Raw genomic sequence first — 17,431 nt, 5'->3', positions numbered from 1 at the left:
TTCGATGACGACGACACTGTTGCGAGCGTTTCGTCGCTGCCTTATCAAAATATGTCCAGTCAGTTCACTCTGGTCGAGGGCGACTACGACATCTATTTCTACTACGCCGGCACGTCCACGTTAGCGCTCGGTCCGGCGCGCTTTCACGTTTCCAACGGCGACGTAGTGACCTACGTGCTGCTCGACACTCAACAAGGCACGCTGGATCTGTTACGAGTCGACGACGCAGCCAATCAATAACTACCGCAACACTGCGGACAGCTGCTCGGTCGAAACTCCCTCCACTTCGACGACTTTACGCCGGCTGCTCAGCCCGGAGGCGACGCGCACTTTGGATTTGGCGATCCCAAGCTGGGCGGCGACGAACTCCACCAATGCAGCGTTGGCGGCACCATCGACCGGTGGTGCCGCCAACCTGATCTTGACGCAACCGTCGTGCATTCCGGCGACAGCGGTTTTACTCGCGCGAGGTTGCACATACACGCTGATGCGAGCAGCGATGGCCATCAACGCTCCAGTTGCCGAGCCTGCTGACCAGCGATGCGTCGAGCCATGTCATCGGCGTACCGCTCATCGAATCCGACCAGCAATGTACGCGCGGTGCTTCTATCGCCAGCATCGCGAGCCAGCTCGATCAACTTGATCGTGTGCTCGCTCTCGAGCGGGCGGAAGCTGGCATCGGATCGCAACTGCGCACGCACGATGTTCAATGCATCGCCGGTGCGCCGTGCCACTAACAAATGCGGAATCAGCTCTTGCGCCAGCCGATGAGCCAAGCGCCCGTCGGGCCATTGCGAGGCGCGCTGAAACAAAGCCATCAGCTCAGCACTCGGGCGTGCGCTGCTATTAAAATGCGCTTCGATGGTCCGCCAGGCATTGCCATACGCCCCGCCGCGCCACTCGGCGAAAATTCGATCGATGAGTTGATCGAGTTCACGCTGCTGCTCGCGCTCGGCCTTCGCAGCCTCACGCTCCGGCGAGTGCGCCGGCTCGAATCCCAACTCCAAGCGCCGCTCATATAAAACACCGCCGATCATGGCGAACGACGCCAGCCACGCGTACATGAGAATCATCACGCGCACGATCTCAGGCATGGGAATCTCGAGGGAGAATGGCAACTCCACCTCGGGCAACCAGGTCACGAGCATGGTCGCTAACCACCACGCACCCGCGAGCACCGCGAGAATGAGGGCGTAGCTGCCAGGCACACGCAGCACGATCTGTAACAACGTCAGCGGATTCAGCGACTGCAGAAAGCCGCTGGCCGCCTGAGTCATGATGACGGCCGGGATCGACAACAGACCGACGGCACGAATGACCGCAGTCACTTCGCGACCCAACGCAGGTTCCAGCAAAACACTGAACCCATAGAACAACGCCACCACCAGCAGCAAGCCGAGCGGCCGCGATTCATTCGCTGGATTCAGCATGTCCATGGAGAGCACGGGCGGTTCTTTAACACCGTCCGCAGTAGCGTCGGCGAGCGCGAAGCCGTATTTGAAGAACCAGGAGAGGATCAGTAGCGCCAGCGGCAAACCCAGTAAGCCACCGGAGGCGGCCAGCGCTAACAACAAACTGAAGCTGAGGATCAGAACCAGCGCTGCACTACGCAGCGGTATCAATAGATACTTGAGCAAGTCCGTCGCAGCCATGCCGCGACTCTAACCGTCGGCGTGTTATTTGTACTTCTGTTTGCCGATGCGGCGCTCGTTGAGGCGGTCGGTCATTTCATCGACCTGCCGGGTGACTTCGTTCAGGCTGCCGGCGCGCAGACCGGTGATCTCGTTATCGCCCTGAGAAATCACATACTTGAACCAGTTGCCTTCGCAGCCCTCGGGGGTTGCGGTAGGCGTCACCGACTGACGGACGAACGGTGTTTCGAGCCACGCATCCGTGGCAGCGGCAGATTTCATCTCGAACCCTCACCCATTTCGCTTGAACCGCCAGGAACCGTCCCGCGGAACCGTGAGGCTCCGCGGGACGATGAGTCACATTACCAGCGACGCGGGCCGCCACCGCCGCCGCCGCCGCCACCGCCGCGGGGCTTGTCCTGCGCTTCGTTGACCTTCAGAGCGCGACCGCCCATGTCATGGCCATTGAGGCTCTGGATGGCGCGGGCCGCATCGGCGCGCGGCATTTCGACGAAGCCGAAGCCACGAGGACGACCGGTTTCACGGTCATTGATCAGGGCAACCGACTCGACGGTGCCGTGCTGTGCGAACAGCTCGCGAACCGCATTTTCATCGGCGGAAAAGGGCAGATTGCCCACGTAGATTTTGCTCATTCAATACTCCAGCCCAAACAGGCCGTGGGAAAACAAGGCTATGCGAGGCACGGCCACCGTGGTTCGAGAACGATTCGGTTTAGGTTGAGTTGATCGCGCCTGAGAGGCGCCGGCGAGCATGAGGGGGTCGCCGCTGACCAAGAAAAGATAAAGAGAAAGGTTACGAGCCGGGGTCGACTATACATGGCGGCGGCCGCCGTGACGAATATTTCGGCCGATGCGAGCACTTTCCCAGCCGACCGGAGTCTTAGGCCAGCGTCGCATCGGCCGCCCAGCGGCGGACCGTTAAGCAGTCAGGCCCCGCGACTTCAGGTATTCGTCATAAGTCCCCTTGAAGTCGATCAGCTTGCCGCCGGGCTGCACCTCGATGATGCGGTTGGCAATGCCACCCACGAACTCACGGTCGTGCGACACGAACACCAAGGTGCCGGGGTACTTTTCCACGCCGATCTGCAGCGATTCGATGGTTTCCATGTCCATGTGGTTGGTGGGCTCGTCCAGCACCAGCACATTGGGCTTGGCCAGGATCAGCTTGCCGTAAATCATGCGGCCCTTCTCGCCGCCGGACAGCACCTTGACCGACTTACGAGTTTCCTCGCCGGAAAACAATAGCCGGCCCAGCGTGGCGCGCACGATCTGATCGTCGTCGCTCTTGCCGCGCCACTCGGTCATCCAGGTGAACAGGTCCACCTTGTTGGCGAACTCAGCCTGCGGATCCTGCGGCATGTAGCCGACCTTGGCGTTGTCCACCCAGGTGATGGTGCCCTTAGTGGGCTGCAGCTCGCCGGCCAACAAGCGCATCAGCGTGGACTTGCCGACACCGTTCTGGCCGATGATGGCGATGCGCTCGCCGGCTTCGACATTGAAGTTCACGTTGTGCAGCACCGGCTGCTCGGCGCCGGGATAAGTGAAGCTCAACTCTTCCACCGTGACAGCGTTGCGATACAGCTTCTTTTCCTGCTCGAAACGAATGTACGGATTCTGGCGCGAGGACGGCTTGACCTCCTCGATCTTGATCTTTTCGATCTGTCGCTGGCGTGAGGTCGCCTGGCGCGCCTTGGAGGCATTGGCCGAGAAGCGGCGCACGAATTCCTGCAAGTCGGAGATGCGTTCCTTGGCCTTGGCGTTGGACGCTTCGACGCGCTCGCGCGCCTGCACCGACGCCAACATGAAGTCGTCGTAATTGCCCGGGTAGATCTTCAGCTGGCCATAGTCCAGATCGGCCATGTGAGTGCACACCTGATTCAGGAAGTGCCGATCGTGGCTGATGATGATCATGGTGGCGTCGTACTGATTCAGCACGTTTTCCAACCAACCGATGGAATGGATGTCCAGGTTGTTGGTGGGCTCGTCGAGCAACAACACATCGGGGCGCGAAAACAGCGCCTGCGCCAGCAACACACGCAGCTTCCAACCCGGCGCCACCTCGCGCATCGGGCCGTTGTGATACGAAGGATCGATGCCGGCATCTTTCAAAATGCTGGCAGCGCGGGCTTCAGCGTCGTAGCCGCCGTACTCGGCGTACTTCGCTTCCAACTCGGCCGCGCGCATGTAGTCCGAATCGGTGGCTTCGGCGTTCGCATAAATGCGATCGCGCTCCACCATCGCTTCCCACATTTCGGCGTGGCCTTGCATGACCACGTCCAACACGCGCTGATCTTCGTACGCGAATTGATCCTGGCGCAGTTTGCCCACGCGCATGCCGTTCACCAGCATCACTTCGCCCGAGCTGGGATCCAGCTCGCGGCCGAGGATTTTCATGAACGTGGACTTGCCGCAGCCGTTGGCGCCGATCAAGCCGTAGCGATTGCCATCGGCGAACTTGACCGAAACCTGTTCGAACAGCGGCTTGGCGCCGAATTGAATAGAAACGTTTGCGGTAGACAGCATGCGTGTTGGAGTTGCCGAAGACTTACAAAAGAAAGCTCAAAGTGGTGGCTGCGGCCGGCGGATCAAGAGCAGCGCCAGCAACGTGATGGCCCCAGCAGCCGTGAGGTAATAGCCGACATACGCCAGCCCGTAGTGGGTCGCGAGCCAGGTGGCCACGTACGGCGCCAGCGAGGCGCCCACGATGCCGGCCAGGTTGAACGTCAAAGAGGCGCCAGTGTACCGAACTGAGGTCGGGAACAGCTCCGAAAGTGCCGTCCCGAGCGGTCCGTAGGTGAGTCCCATCAAGCCCAGCCCGAGCGCAAGGAATATGACCACACGCAGCGGCGAGGCGGCACTAAATAAGGGCGCGAAAAACAAGCCGAACGCCATGATGCCCAAGGTCGCGGCAATCAACATGGGGAAGCGGCCGCGGCGGTCGGCGATCACCGCCGAGAGCGGAATGGTGAGCGCGAAAAACAGCACGCCGACCATTTGCAGAATCAAGAACTCCTGCCGCGTGTAGCCCAGCGCCGTGGTGCCCCAGCTGAGCGAAAACACCGTCATCAAATAAAACACCACGAAGGTGGCGGTGGCAGCGAACGTTCCCAAAATCAGCGTCCGCGTATGTTGAGTGCACACCGTGAGCATGGGCAGCCGCACGCGCTCGTTGTTGTCGATGGCGCGCTGGAATGCCGGCGTCTCATGCAACCGCAAGCGAACATACAAACCGACGAACACCAGCAACGCGCTGGCAATGAACGGCACCCGCCAGCCCCAGGCGAAAAACTCGACGTCGCTCAGATATTCGGTCAACAACAAGAACACACCTGTCGAACACAAGAACCCGAGCGGCGCGCCGAGCTGCGGAAACATGCCGTACCAGGCCTGTTTGCCCGGCGGCGCATTCTCGGTGGCGAGCAATACCGCGCCACCCCACTCCCCGCCCAGCCCCAAGCCCTGGCCGAGACGACATAAGGCCAGCAACAGCGGCGCCAGCAAGCCAATCGACTCATAGGTCGGCAGCAACCCGATGAACACCGTCGACAGCCCCATGGTCAGCAGTGCCGCCACCAAGGTGGCCTTGCGCCCGACGCGGTCGCCAAAATGGCCGAACAACGCCGATCCCAGCGGCCGCGCGAAAAACGCCAGCGCGAACGTGGCCAACGACTGCAAGGTCGCCGAGGCCGAGTCGCTCGCCGGGAAAAACAGCTGCGGGAACACCAGCACCGCCGCCGTGGCATAGATGTAAAAGTCGAAATATTCGATCGTGGTGCCGATCAGACTGGCAAACAGCACCCGTCGCGGCGAGTTACCTGCGCCGTTCGACACCGACGTCTGACTCATCGTTTTTAGCGAAACCTGCGGATCTGGGGGATGGCGGGCGCGGATTCTCGCACGAATCGGCGCGGTTGGCCCTATCGGCCGAGGTCGGCGGCGCGGGATCGGCCTAGAATCCGCCGTCCCGCGCCACTTCCAACCTCGATAGGTCCCCGCATGCACGCCCGCTCGACGCTGACCCGACTGGTCTGGTTGTTCCTGCTCGGCACCTCGCTCGCCTGGGGCGCGCCGGCGTTGCAAGGCCCGGCCACCGCCAACATCGGCGCCGTCATCCCGGTCAGCTTCACGGGCAGCGACAACCCGCGAGACTTCATCAGCATCGTGCCCAAGAGCACGCCGGAAGGTAAATACGACGCTTACGAGTACGCCACTAAATCCGGCAAGGTCGAACTGCGAGTGCCGGCGACGCCGGGCGATTATGAGATTCGTCTGCTCGCGGCCAGCAGCCCGTATCCGACTCTGGCTCGCGTGCCATTGAAAGTGGTCGCCGTGACCGCGACGCTCGAGGCACCAGCGCAGGTCGCGGCCGGAGCCAACTTCGAGGTCAAATGGACCGGCCCCAACAACGAACGCGACTACATTGCCATCGGCAATGCCGAGCGTCCGTATCTGGTCTATGCATACACTCGCGGCGGCAGTCCCGCGAAACTTCGCGCACTGGATGTCGACGGCGACTACGAGCTGCGGTATTTCCTGGGCAACGGCGACAAGGTCATCGCCACTCGCAAACTCAGCATCGGCAAAGTTTCCGCCAGCGTCACCGCACCGGCACAAGCTGCGGCCGGTGCCAAGTTTCAAGTGAAGTGGCAAGGCCCGAACAATCCGCAGGATTTCATTGCCATCGTGAAAGCCGGCGCGCCCGAGCGCACGTACTCAAAGTACGAGTACACCAGAGCAGGCAATCCGGTTGAATTGCGTGCACCCGACGCCGCCGGCGACTATGAGATTCGCTATCTCACCGGCCAAAGCTACGCCACGCTGGCGTCTACGAAGATCGCCATCGGCGCAGCGGACGCGTCCGTGCAGGGCCCGGCCGAAGCCGTGGCCGGCAGCGCATTCAATGTGACTTGGAAGGGACCGAACAATCAGTCCGACTACATCACCGTCGTCGCCAAGGGTGCGCGCGAAGGCACCAGCGGCTATTACAAATATTCGTCCGAAGGCAGTCCGGCCAAGTTGATCGCGCCGTTGCAGGCCGGCGACTATGAGATTTGGTACGCGACCGGCCAGTCCCACACCACGCTCGCCAAGGCCACGATTCGTGTGACGCCGGCGAAGCAAGAGCCCGGCAAATTGCTGGTGACTGCAACCACCGCCGTGGCGGCCGGCGGCGGCATCGAAATCATTCTCGACGCGTCCGGCAGCATGCTGCAAAAGATCGGCGGTCAGCGTCGCATCGACATTGCCAAACAAACCTTGACCAAGCTCACCTCCGCCGGCATTCCCGCCGGCACGCCGTTCGCGTTCCGAGTGTTCGGCCGCGAAGTGGACTCGTGCCAGACCGACTTGGACATCGCACTGAGCCCGCTCAATGCCGCCGCGGTCGGCGCCAAGATCAATGCACTCGAAGCCAAGAACAATGCGCGCACGCCCATCGGCGCGTCGTTGGAAAAAGTGTCGTCGGACCTAGCCGCCGTCAAAGGCGAACGCTTGGTCGTGCTCCTGACCGACGGTGAAGAAACTTGCGGCGGCGATCCAGCGGCGGCCATCGCAGCATTGAACAAGGCCGGCACTACGGTGCGCGTCAACATCGTCGGCTTCGCCATCGAAGACCCCAAGCTCGCGGTCACGTTCAGTCACTGGGCGTCGCTCGGCAACGGCAGTTACTTCGACGCCAAGGACGCGGCGGGCTTGAGTAATGCGCTCACTCAATCGTTGCGCTCGAGCTTTGAAGTGGTCACGGCGCAAGGTCAGGTGGTCGCAAGCGGCGTCACCGGCAGCGAAGCGGTGAGTGTGCTGCCCGGCACGTACACCGTCCGTATCAAAGGCCAGAGCAGTCGCGCTCAGTCGGTGACGATCGAACCGAAGGCTACTGCCACAGTGAAGCTTTAGGCTGCTGCGCGAGCGAGGCGAACACGCCCTTCATCCGATTCACACGCGAGATATAGCCTTGCACGGAATGATCGCCGCAATGCTGCCCGGGTCGCGGCTGAAAACCGCGACGTGCGAAGACTGAGCCCGCCCCGGCACCACACACGTGGATCACCGCAGCCAGGTCTTGTTTTTGCCTGAGCGTCGCGGATCGAATGCCATGTTTGCTCAGGATGATGGCGATACGGGTATCCAAGTACGCCGACGTCATCTCCACCGCATGCGACGGAATGACGCGCATGTACAGACTGTTGAACCAGCATGACTTGAAGTCGCTCCAGGGACCGTCGCGCACCACCACGTGATCGTGCACGCACAGCTGTTTGGTCTCTTCGAACGTGCCATTGGTGATTTGATACATGCCCACCGCGCTGGACGCGGGCCGATAGACTTCGAACGGCTTGTGGGTGAGCGACCATCGCCAGTACGTGCGCACGATGGGATTGCCCGAGCCTTCGACTTGCGCCAACGCCGCCAACAACTCGGCGCTGACCGTAGCCGTGGAGTGTTTGCGAAAGATGGGCTCGTACGACGTCCAGGTTTCGCTCGGCGTCTTGTAGAGCGTGCCGCTCACCGGAAAGAACAGCTCGGACGGTTTGCGAATCACTTGATAGATGAAGTTGGCCGCGAACCAGGTGGACACGGTCAACAGCAGCACCACGATCAACTGCAACGTCAGTGGCGCGGTACGCAAAATGCGCAGCCACCGCTTGCGGGTGGTTGCGCTCGGAAGAAACTTGGTGATGCGCCAGCTGCGGCCACGTTTGCCGGAGCCGCGCGACTTACTGCGCCGACTGCTGATCCCCAGACTCCTCTGCTCTACCGGGAAGATCGCTATGGAACCATGCAGCGATCTAGCTGCGCAATGCTAGTCCGCTGCTGCTACTGGTTTGGGCGCCGGCGCCTCGGCGAACACCAACCTGAACACTACGCCGCCGCCGGGACGAGGATCGTTGTTGGCGCCAGAGCGCACGCCTGGCGACAACTCCCGCGACACGAACATCGCAATGCCCGTGCCTGCTTTGCCTGCCGCGAGAAACGGCTCGAACACGCGCTTCGAATCGACCGGACCAATGGCAGAGCCACGATCGATCACATCGAGATAGCGTCGCTGCGTGGTGGCGCTGCGACCGACGCGAATCTCGACGGGATCAGTGGCGTTACTGGCGCGGCCGTATCTCAACAGATCAGTGCACAGTGCCCAGAGCAGTTTATGCAAATGCGCCGGATCAGCGCGCACCGGCACGCTCTCGCGTGGAGCGCTGAGTCGCAATGTGTCCTGATCGATGTCTTCGGTCTGCCAGAACTCGGTAAGGAATTCCTTGGACCAAGACGCCAGATCGACCCGCTCCAGCCGCAGCGAGTCGCGCCGCCCGAACTGCAAGGCATTGCCGATGATGATGCGCAGTCGTGGATCGTTATTCGTCAGCATGCTCCCCGGCGGCCGCGGTGGCTGCGGCTGCGCCAGCTGCTGCGCTGGCTGTCGTTGTTGGCGCGCTCCGGTGCTTGCCGGCTGGCTGGGACGCGCCGAGGACGATCGAGCAGGCGGTAGCGGCCTGGATGATGGCGACCTAGCTGCTGGCGGTGCCGGCACCGGCTTGGGCGGATTCTCCCAGGGAGAAATCTCTTGAAGCGCAGCTCGGAAGGAGTTTTGTCTCGCGATGTTCTCTCGCAAAGTATTGGCTCGATAATCCTCCTCATTCGCGTTGTCGACATCTGCATCGGCGCGCACAGCATCAACTCGTGGTGGACTTTGCCGACGCGGCCCCTCTCGATACGACGACTCTTCAAACGAACTGCCGCGCGGCGCGCTGTTGCGTAACGCATTTACCGGCGACAACCCACCTCCATATTGCCCGCCTTCATACGACGGTTCACGAACCGCACCGGCCGCGTAAGGACTCTCGAACGCCCGCTCTTTAGAAACATTTCGAACAACCGGCTCAGCCCGAGCCACCTCCCGCGGCGGCGCGGGCTCGCGCGGCACGGGAACTTGATTGACTTGCACAGACGCCGGCACCATCGACGCCAGCCAAGGCGCGGCGCGCGATTTGTCTTCGACAAAAATCAGCGCCGGTCCCTGCGTGCTGTTATCAAGCGACACAAACTTGAGTTGCAATCGACGCTCGCCATCGAACGCCATCATGGTCGGCGCGCTGCGGCTTTCATCGCAGAAATAACGTCGCCACGTCTCCAACAGATTGGCGAGTCGCGATGACACATCCGACAGCGGCGACCCTTCCATCACACTGCCGCCTTGAAGCAGCGTCGCGGCGGAGTCGCTGATCATGGTGACGCTGTTCTCCGCGTCCACAATCAACACCCCCTCACGCAAGTACTGCGCGAGCGACCGGTGTAAATCGGCAAGCTCGATGTGAGCGGACTCGCGCTGGCGAATCAGTTCTTCGTTCTGTCGCATCACGCGCGCCAACTGGCAAATGCCCAGCGAGATCACGACCGTCAATGCACCGGAAATCGCCGCCGTCGTGAAGTCACCGACGGCATCGACGTTCGCCAGCAAACTGATGCCTGGCTGAACGAGCATGGCAACGGCAGCAGTGGCCGCGATGGCCAAAGCCAACCGGCGACGCAAAATGAAACTGGCCGCCCCGATGGACAACACCACCAATGCCGAAATCCCGCCGTTCACCCCGCCGCTGGCGTAGGTGAGCAGCGACAACACCAGCACATCGGCAAATACACCCGTCCATGTTTGCAGGACGATGTCGGGCGTGCGGCGGCGGATGCTGCCCACCGACACCACGGCATACAGGAAATAGGCCGTCGCCGAGCCGGCAAACAAAGCCGGATCGAGCTGCCCGATGGTCTCGGGCATGATGGAAACGAATAAAGTCGCGAGCGACGCCGAGGCGAGCAGCCGCAGCCCATTGACGAAGCCGAGCACGCGCCACGACAGCTCGGCCGTCGATACAGGCACAAAAATCTCCGGTCGCGATGCCACCGCCGCGCCCATCCTCCCATTCCAAGGCGGGGATTCGTACACCGCCACTTTACGGATTCGGCACCGGGCATCCTGCCACGGGCCTCGTGCGAGCTGAGCAAAAACGTGGTTTTTGCTCAGCTCGCCGCCGCGGACGGGGATACATCCCTGTACCGGGGAGGCCCCTGTTAGGGTCAGTAGCAATAACTGCCGAAGCCGCCAGCCGGTTCGTTAGTTCACTGGACGCTGCGCGGCGGGAGGGATAGCGTACCCGCCCCGTTTTCCCGCCCCGGAGCCAGAGGAATTTATGCGCCGATTGCCGCTCCTCGTTGCTTGCCTGATTACCACGGCCACTCCGCTGACAGCGGCCCTGGCAACGCCGCCCGAGGCGGCCAACAAAATCTTCCAAGGCCGCGACCTGTTCGGCCTGCAATACGCCAGCGATCCGCAAATTCGGCCCGACGGCAAGGCCGTCGCCTACGCGCGGCGCTCGTTCGACATCATGACCGACCGCGGTCGCAGCTCGATCTGGTTGATCGATACCGAGTCTGGCTCGCAAACGCCATTGGTCGCGGGCAGCGGTTCGCACAATTCGCCGCGCTGGTCGCCCAAAGGCGATCGGCTCGCCTACGTGTCGAGCGCCGAGGACGGCCGGCCACAATTGTTCGTGCGTTGGCTACAAAGCGGCCAGACCGCCAAGCTGGCCGAGCTGCTGGACGCCCCGGACTCGTTGACCTGGTCGCCGGACGGTAAATGGATTGCCTTCACCTTGTTCGCGCCGGATAGCAAAGAGCCGCTCGGCGAAGCACCGCCCAAGCCGGAAAACGCGCAGTGGGCGCCGCCACTGGAAGTCATCACCGATATCACTTATCGCGCCGACGGCGCCGGTTATCTGAAGCCAGGCTACACCCATGTGTATGTAGTCGCAGCGGATGGCGGCGCGCCGCGTCAGCTCACATTCGGTGCGTTCAACGAGAGCGGCCCGTTGTCATGGTCGCCGGATGGCAGTTATTTGGTGGCCACGGGTAATCGTAACGAGAACTGGCGTCGTGAGCCGGTCAACACCGAGCTCTATCGCATTTCAGTCGCTGACGGTCAGATCACGCAGCTGACCAAGCGCGATGGCCCGGACAGCTCAGCTCGCGTCTCGCCCGATGGCAAGTCGATCGCGTATCTGAGCTTCGACGACAAGTTCAAGGGCTACCAGAACTTTGAGCTGTACGTGATGAATGCCGACGGCAGCAACTCGCGTTCGCTCACAGCATCGTTGGATCGCTCCATCGACAGCGTCGAGTGGTCGCCGGACGGCCGCAGTCTGCTGATTCGTTACGACGATCTCGCTATTACCAAGGTGGCGCGCGTCGCGCTCAACGGTCGCATCACCCCGGTGGCGGAAGGCTTGAGCGGTTCTTCGCTCGATCGTCCCTACACCGGCGGCGACTTCTCCGTGGCCAACGATGGCAGCATCGCCTTCACCAGCGGCAATGGCTCTCGCCCGTCGGATGTTTCTATTGCTCGCGGCGGCCGCACCAAACAACTCACCGCTTTGAACGAGGGCTTGCTGGGCAGCAAGACGCTCGGTGAAGTGCGTGCGCTGGACGTGAAGTCCTCGTTCGATCAGCGCGACATCGATGCCTGGCTGGTGTTGCCGCCGAACTTCGATCCCAAGAAGAAATATCCACTGATCCTGGAAATTCATGGCGGACCGTTCTCGGCGTATGGCCCGGTGTTCGCCACTGACAATCAGCTCTACGCCGCCGCCGGCTACGTGGTGTTGTATACCAACCCGCGCGGTTCAACGTCGTATGGCGACGAGTTCGCCAACCTGATTCATCACAAGTATCCGGGCAACGACTACGACGACCTGATCAGCTGCGTCGACGCTGCCATCGCGCAAGGCTTCGTCGATCCCGACAACTTGTTCGTCACCGGCGGCTCCGGCGGCGGCATCTTGACCGCGTGGATCGTCGGCAAGACCACTCGCTTCAAAGCGGCAGCGTCGCAGAAACCGGTGATCAACTGGGCCAGCCTGGTGCTGACCACCGACGGCACCGCGTTCATGACCAAATATTGGTTCGGCAAAACGCCTTGGGAAGATCCGCAGTCGTACTGGGCGCGTTCGCCGCTGTCGCTGGTGGGCTCGGTGAAGACACCGACCTTGGTAGTGGTAGGCGATCAAGACTTCCGTACGCCGCTGAGCGATTCGGAACAGTACTACCAGGCGCTGCAGTTAGCGGGCGTGCCCACGGGTTTGGTGAAAGTGCCCGGCGCTTCGCATGGCGGCTTCACCGCACGGCCCTCTCAGTCAGCCGCTAAGGCAAGCGCCATCCTGGCTTGGTTCGAGCGCTATCGAGACAAGCCGGCCGCCACGCAAGCAGCGGCCGCGCAGTAGCGATTAACGGTCGGCCAAGCGGCCGGCCGAGGGCAACCAGCGGGCAAGCTCTTCGAACGGAAAGTATTCGGAGCAAGCTTGCTCGCCGGCCCAGGCGATATAGCCATCCGGGCGCACCAGCACCGTCGCTGCACCTTGCAGCGACGAGTTGCTGACCGGCGCAGTTAGAGACGCGGTCTTCATCCGCAATCCTGCCAACGCCCGCGGCGCCACGCCGCCGGTCAGATCCAGCAACAAGAAATCCTGGCCACGCAGTTGTTCGAACACGCTGCTGGTCTCGCCCTCGGCATCCGTGAGCTTGAGGTTGGGCATGCGCTGACCGACGCTCGGATGACTGCCCTCACCGCGCTCGTAACGAGCACCCAGGCCCGACAGATTCTCGCAGAGCCGGCGGTTCACATCCGGCATGGGAATCAGCACGTCTTGCAGGAAGCGCTTCAGCGCTGCATGTTCGTCGTCGAAGTTGAATTGGATCGCGCACTGGCGCCGCACGTCATCCAACAATGCTTCGATCTGCGGCCGACGTTCTTGCTCATAAGTATCGAGCAAGCTGTCGGCGGCGCGACCAGCCGCCACGGCAGCCAGCTTCCAACCCAGATTGAACGCATCTTGAATACAGAAGTTCATGCCCACGCCGGACGCGGGATAATGAATTCGTACCGACTCGCCGACCAGGAATACCCGGCGCTCTCGCATGCGTGCAGCTAGGAACATCGCGTCATGGAAACGAGTGATCGCTTCGACTTCGCGAATATCGAAGTCCGAGCCATGCACCCGACGCAGCATCGCCATCGCTTCATCGAAGCTGGTGCTTTCGGACTGTGGCCCGCGACAAGTCTGCGCATCGATGAATGCCAGGCGCGTCACTGTATCTCGCAACGGATAGGCCATCGCCCAGCCCGCTTCGGAATGAAAGAACGTGGACACGCCCGGATAAGGATTCCGAATCCGCGCGTCGACGTTGTAAGCGTACTTGGTGGCGGCGTGGCCTTCGAAGGGGATGCCGGCAGCGGTGCGCACCGAGCTCTTGTTACCATCTGCGCCGACTAGATAGCGCGCACGAAACGTTCGTTCGCCCTGCGCTTCCGTACGCACACGAACACTGACGCCGGTCTCATCTTGATCGAAGCCAAGCACTTCGTGACGCAGACGCAAGTCGCCGCCAAGATCCTTCAGATGCTCGGTCAGCATGCGCTCGATTTCGATCTGCGACAGAAACAACACGAACGGATAGTCGGTCTCGAGCCCTTCGTAGCGCAGGCCCGGCAAGCCTGCCCAGATGCCGCTGGCCGTGCGCGGTTCGGTGTGCAGCTCGAACGCTCGCTTCAAAATCCGGTCCGCAAGACCGCGCGAAGCAAACAACTCCAGCACTCGCGATGTGAGATTGCCCGCGCGCGACCACGACGGCTCGCCCCGCTTCTCCAACGTCAGTACGCGTGCACCACCAAGCGCGGCCTCGCACGAGACCACCAGGCCCGAAGGACCCGCGCCCGCCACGATGATGTCCGCATCGAAATGTTCTGTATTCAGCATTCTTCCAACTCGGGCCACGCCCGTGAAATCAGTGACACGTCCGCTCACTGGGAACGTGTCTCGTAGCGATAGGCACCGAGCCACAAGATGGCGGCAGCGGCTCCTATGAGCAGCAGACCGAAGCTCATCAGCGCCGGGCCATACGAACCCGTGGCATCGAAAATCACGCCGAAGCTGATCGCGCCCACGCCGGTGCCGAGCGCGAAAATGCCGTACAGCACGCCATAGATGGACGAGTAGTTTTTGAGCCCGAAGTAACGCAGCGCCAGGAACGCCACCAATTCAACTTCCAGTCCGGAGGCGGTCGCGATCAAGAACACCGTCACACCCGCGGTCCAGCTCGGTTCGGTGGTACTCCAAGCCGCGAGACAGCCGAGACCACCCGCCGCCAACACCACTGCACCGACGGCCGGCGCCCAGATGCGATCGAGCAACGCGCCACAACCGATACGACCAAAGATAATTGCGAGACCGATCAACTGCGCCAGCGCCACTGCTTCGGCACCGCTGTAGCCAGTGGCTCTGAGCACGCTCTCCATGTTGGGCAACGGACCGCCGACACCGATGGCAGCACTGGCAACGACCAGTGCGAGCAACCAGAACCGCCAGTCACGAGTGGCTTCAGCGAGCGTGACTCCTTCTGCAGCGACGGGCTTCGCAGCCGCATCCGTTCGCGGCACTGCTGACATTGGCCGAACCAACAGCAGTGTCGTGATCAAACTCAACAGCGGCAGTACCGCCAGAAACCAGAAGCCGCCTTGCACGCCATGCTGCTCGACCACTTGAAACAACGGCGGCTTGAGCAACGCACCGGCCAAGCCTGTGCCCACGAATGACAACCCGAGCGCCAGTCCGCACTTGCGCCGGAAATGCTGAGTGATCAATCGTGACCAGGTGAATGGAAACGAACCGGCGCCGCCCGCAGCCGCCAACATCCACAAGCCGTAGTACATCGGCAATGAAAGCGGCACGGTCGCGAGCAAACAAAGCGTGAGCGACAGCAGAACCACCGACCACGACGCCACTTTGCGCGCGCCCAACCGATCGGTGAGAGCGCCCGCCAGCGGACTGACCAACAGCGTCGTCACCGACACTGCGAACAGTCCGCCCGCCGCGGCGCCTGCACTCCACCCGTACTCACGCTGTAACGCCGGCGACAACACGCCGAGCGAATAGAACGCCAGCGTGCCGGGATTGAGCGCGTTACCGACCAAGGCCGCGAGCAGCGGCGAAGGTGGCCAGTTCGGCCGCCAAACTGAGCGCCTTGCGCGGTATCCCGGCGGACCTGATCGAGCTGGAAAGCCCCGATACGCTGGCCATCCTGGCCTTTGTGCAGATCCATCATTCCGCGGAACTGATCGTCAAAGCGGTCGAGCGGAACCTGGCCACCCACAATCTTTCTTTGGCGCGCTACGTGGTCCTGCGACTGCTGGTGGGCCGGGATCCGGTGCCGCTGGGCTGGATCGCCGAAAAGCATTTCTCGCGGATGAGCAACATCACCGGCGTGATCGACCGGTTGGTGCGCGACGGCTTGGTGGAGCGGCTGCCCGATCCCGACGATCGGCGCATCGTTCGGGTCAAACTCACGCCCGCCGGCGATAAGTTATTGCGCGCCACGCGTCGCCCGCATCGCGAATTCCTCGCCAAGACCATGTCGCCGCTGGCCGATGACGATCTGCGCACCCTGGTGGTGTTGTTGAGCAAGCTCACCGAGCCGCTCGAGGCTGCTACCTAAAGAACGCTCAATAAAAAAGGCCGGACTCATGTCCGGCCTTCTGCTCAGATTCGCCCCGTTCGTCGTTAGCCAGTGCTCAGCGCACGCTACCGCGACGAAACAGATTGACGATGGCTAGCAGGATGACGGCGCCCAGCAACGAGACCAGGAAGGTCGCGAGCGAGATGCCCTCGTTAATGGTCCCCACGCCGACCATCGGCGAAATAATGAAGCCCGCCAGCAACGCGCCGACGATGCCCACGATCACGTTCAACAACACACCTTGCTGTGCATCGGTGCGCATGATGATGCTGGCAAGCCAGCCGACCACGCCGCCGACGATCAACCAAACGAGAATACCCATAAGACCCTCCTCGGGGGCGACGATAACCATCTATCGACCACGAAATGGGGCGAGCCGGCGCTTGGTTCCGTATTGACCGACAGTTTTAGTCGGTAAATCGGGACACGAGCCGTGCGATGACCGCCTGCCGAGGGCTCTCGGGTAGGTAGCGCACCGAAACGGTGGTGCCCACGGCGGGCAACGAAGCACTGGGTTCGGCAAGGGAGCGCCGATCGATGTGACAACCGCGCACCGTATCGTCGATGCCGGCGGGTTCGAACTCGAAATAAATCCGGGTGAAGGCGCCGTACAACTTGGGCCGCCACACATGCAGCACGCGGCCAGGTGCGACTTGGCCTCGTTTTAAGATCTCTTGCTGCAGCTTGGAGCCACGAGACACCGACAGCGAACTCAATACCGCTGCCGCCATGGCGCCTGACAAAAAGGCGATGATGGGCATCAATTCTGCGGACATGTTCCGATCCAAAGCGAGGGGGGCCGTGCGCAGGATGCGTCGAGGGCATCGCGACGGTCAGTGCAGTGGATCACGATTCGACGGCGCGGACCCTGAGGCGGACGCTGAATTGTCGGCGCCACCCGACTTTTCCCGACACCACACCGCCCAGCAAAGGTTGGTTCAATGTTTGCTGAGCCAGGCGCCGAGCCCCTGCGCGTTGAGTTCGATGTCGGTGTCCAACAGCTCGCGTAGGAAAGATTCCGGCTGGCTCGATCCGGAACGACGCAGCTCCGCGATATAAATGTCCGTGAACGCGCGCTTCAGTTGCTCGTGACGGTCCGGCACCGACGCCAGCGAACGAGCGGCCGCGGCCATCGCATCCACCTGCGCCAGGAACTGGACCGCCAGCTGTTCAGGATGGGCCACCGCGCCGTAGTGAGTTAGATACATTCGCAACGGCCGCAACGCC

16 protein-coding genes and 1 pseudogene are annotated in these 17,431 nt (G+C 61.9%); 4 read left to right on the top strand and 13 right to left on the bottom strand.

The window, feature by feature from the left end; translation table 11 throughout:
- On the top strand, positions 1–240 hold a 240-nt coding region (locus tag JNL55_RS00200; protein ID WP_293848081.1), incomplete at its 5' end, for a hypothetical protein.
- Here JNL55_RS00200 and JNL55_RS00195 read toward each other — a convergent pair.
- The 6 genes from JNL55_RS00195 to JNL55_RS00170 all read right to left on the bottom strand — a co-directional run bounded on the left by JNL55_RS00195 (position 241) and on the right by JNL55_RS00170 (position 5,497).
- Positions 241–507 carry a DUF167 domain-containing protein gene (locus JNL55_RS00195; RefSeq protein ID WP_293848080.1) on the bottom strand — a complete coding sequence of 89 codons (267 nt, stop codon included), beginning with the start codon at positions 505–507 and terminating at the stop codon, positions 241–243.
- The gene (locus JNL55_RS00190) at positions 507–1,652 is read right to left on the bottom strand and encodes a hypothetical protein (protein ID WP_293848079.1); all 1,146 of its coding nucleotides are present in this window, start codon (positions 1,650–1,652) and stop codon (positions 507–509) included. Before JNL55_RS00190 ends, JNL55_RS00195 begins: the two co-directional genes overlap by 1 nt.
- A gap of 24 nt (positions 1,653–1,676) precedes the next feature.
- Positions 1,677–1,913, bottom strand: coding sequence for a hypothetical protein (locus tag JNL55_RS00185; protein WP_293848078.1), 237 nt, complete (start codon positions 1,911–1,913; stop codon positions 1,677–1,679).
- Between the two features lie 80 nt (positions 1,914–1,993).
- Positions 1,994–2,284: an RNA recognition motif domain-containing protein gene (locus JNL55_RS00180; RefSeq protein ID WP_293848076.1), complete on the bottom strand. Its 291-nt coding sequence runs from the start codon at positions 2,282–2,284 to the stop codon at positions 1,994–1,996.
- A 285-nt stretch (positions 2,285–2,569) separates the two neighbouring features.
- The gene (locus tag JNL55_RS00175; RefSeq protein ID WP_293848075.1) at positions 2,570–4,174 is read right to left on the bottom strand and encodes an ABC-F family ATPase; all 1,605 of its coding nucleotides are present in this window, start codon (positions 4,172–4,174) and stop codon (positions 2,570–2,572) included.
- A gap of 36 nt (positions 4,175–4,210) precedes the next feature.
- Positions 4,211–5,497 carry an MFS transporter gene (locus JNL55_RS00170; protein ID WP_293848073.1) on the bottom strand — a complete coding sequence of 429 codons (1,287 nt, stop codon included), beginning with the start codon at positions 5,495–5,497 and terminating at the stop codon, positions 4,211–4,213.
- 150 nt (positions 5,498–5,647) lie between these two features.
- Here JNL55_RS00170 and JNL55_RS00165 point away from each other — a divergent pair, with 150 nt between their 5' ends.
- A complete protein-coding gene (locus JNL55_RS00165; protein WP_293848071.1) occupies positions 5,648–7,543 on the top strand; it encodes a vWA domain-containing protein in 1,896 nt (631 codons plus the stop codon).
- Here the strand turns inward: JNL55_RS00165 and JNL55_RS00160 are convergent.
- On the bottom strand, positions 7,521–8,276 hold the full coding sequence (locus JNL55_RS00160; protein WP_293848070.1) for a transglycosylase SLT domain-containing protein: 756 nt from the start codon (positions 8,274–8,276) through the stop codon (positions 7,521–7,523). The genes JNL55_RS00165 and JNL55_RS00160 overlap by 23 nt on opposite strands.
- Positions 8,277–8,450: 174 nt before the next feature.
- Positions 8,451–10,520: an ATP-binding protein gene (locus JNL55_RS00155; RefSeq protein ID WP_293848068.1), complete on the bottom strand. Its 2,070-nt coding sequence runs from the start codon at positions 10,518–10,520 to the stop codon at positions 8,451–8,453.
- A 310-nt stretch (positions 10,521–10,830) separates the two neighbouring features.
- Here JNL55_RS00155 and JNL55_RS00150 point away from each other — a divergent pair, with 310 nt between their 5' ends.
- Positions 10,831–12,915, top strand: a complete 2,085-nt coding sequence (locus JNL55_RS00150; protein ID WP_293848067.1) for an alpha/beta hydrolase family protein — start codon at positions 10,831–10,833, stop codon at positions 12,913–12,915.
- Between the two features lie 3 nt (positions 12,916–12,918).
- Here the strand turns inward: JNL55_RS00150 and JNL55_RS00145 are convergent, their stop codons facing one another.
- Positions 12,919–14,448, bottom strand: a complete 1,530-nt coding sequence (locus JNL55_RS00145) for an FAD-dependent monooxygenase (protein WP_293848066.1) — start codon at positions 14,446–14,448, stop codon at positions 12,919–12,921.
- Positions 14,449–14,492: 44 nt separating this feature from the next.
- Positions 14,493–15,662 carry an MFS transporter gene (locus JNL55_RS00140; RefSeq protein WP_293848065.1) on the bottom strand — a complete coding sequence of 390 codons (1,170 nt, stop codon included), beginning with the start codon at positions 15,660–15,662 and terminating at the stop codon, positions 14,493–14,495.
- 20 nt (positions 15,663–15,682) lie between these two features.
- Here JNL55_RS00140 and JNL55_RS00135 point away from each other — a divergent pair, with 20 nt between their 5' ends.
- Positions 15,683–16,183 (top strand): MarR family winged helix-turn-helix transcriptional regulator, encoded by a 501-nt coding sequence (locus tag JNL55_RS00135; RefSeq protein WP_293848063.1) that lies wholly within the window; start codon positions 15,683–15,685, stop codon positions 16,181–16,183.
- Positions 16,184–16,259: 76 nt separating this feature from the next.
- Here JNL55_RS00135 and JNL55_RS00130 read toward each other — a convergent pair whose 3' ends face one another.
- The 3 genes and pseudogenes from JNL55_RS00130 to JNL55_RS00120 all read right to left on the bottom strand — a co-directional run.
- Positions 16,260–16,526, bottom strand: coding sequence for a GlsB/YeaQ/YmgE family stress response membrane protein (locus JNL55_RS00130; RefSeq protein ID WP_293848062.1), 267 nt, complete (start codon positions 16,524–16,526; stop codon positions 16,260–16,262).
- 85 nt (positions 16,527–16,611) lie between these two features.
- A complete protein-coding gene (locus JNL55_RS00125) occupies positions 16,612–16,980 on the bottom strand; it encodes a DUF3592 domain-containing protein (protein ID WP_293848060.1) in 369 nt (122 codons plus the stop codon).
- Positions 16,981–17,142: 162 nt separating this feature from the next.
- Positions 17,143–17,431: pseudogene (locus JNL55_RS00120) on the bottom strand (MBL fold metallo-hydrolase); the annotation flags it as partial.

The organism is Steroidobacter sp. (assembly GCF_016790065.1).
Classification (GTDB): domain Bacteria; phylum Pseudomonadota; class Gammaproteobacteria; order Steroidobacterales; family Steroidobacteraceae; genus Steroidobacter.
The sequence above is the reverse complement of the archived record's forward strand: the minus strand, read 5'-3'. Positions and strand labels throughout refer to the sequence as shown.

What these genes read in the sequence shown, in the direction of transcription:
- JNL55_RS00170 (WP_293848073.1), bottom strand. Translation starts at nt 5,497, where the DNA reads ATGAGTCAGACGTCGGTGTCGAACGGCGCAGGTAACTCGCCGCGACGG.
- JNL55_RS00180 (WP_293848076.1), bottom strand. Translation starts at nt 2,284, where the DNA reads ATGAGCAAAATCTACGTGGGCAATCTGCCCTTTTCCGCCGATGAAAAT.
- JNL55_RS00150 (WP_293848067.1), top strand. Translation starts at nt 10,831, where the DNA reads ATGCGCCGATTGCCGCTCCTCGTTGCTTGCCTGATTACCACGGCCACT.
- JNL55_RS00175 (WP_293848075.1), bottom strand. Translation starts at nt 4,174, where the DNA reads ATGCTGTCTACCGCAAACGTTTCTATTCAATTCGGCGCCAAGCCGCTG.
- JNL55_RS00165 (WP_293848071.1), top strand. Translation starts at nt 5,648, where the DNA reads ATGCACGCCCGCTCGACGCTGACCCGACTGGTCTGGTTGTTCCTGCTC.
- JNL55_RS00195 (WP_293848080.1), bottom strand. Translation starts at nt 507, where the DNA reads ATGGCCATCGCTGCTCGCATCAGCGTGTATGTGCAACCTCGCGCGAGT.
- JNL55_RS00125 (WP_293848060.1), bottom strand. Translation starts at nt 16,980, where the DNA reads ATGTCCGCAGAATTGATGCCCATCATCGCCTTTTTGTCAGGCGCCATG.
- JNL55_RS00145 (WP_293848066.1), bottom strand. Translation starts at nt 14,448, where the DNA reads ATGCTGAATACAGAACATTTCGATGCGGACATCATCGTGGCGGGCGCG.
- JNL55_RS00130 (WP_293848062.1), bottom strand. Translation starts at nt 16,526, where the DNA reads ATGGGTATTCTCGTTTGGTTGATCGTCGGCGGCGTGGTCGGCTGGCTT.
- JNL55_RS00190 (WP_293848079.1), bottom strand. Translation starts at nt 1,652, where the DNA reads ATGGCTGCGACGGACTTGCTCAAGTATCTATTGATACCGCTGCGTAGT.
- JNL55_RS00185 (WP_293848078.1), bottom strand. Translation starts at nt 1,913, where the DNA reads ATGAAATCTGCCGCTGCCACGGATGCGTGGCTCGAAACACCGTTCGTC.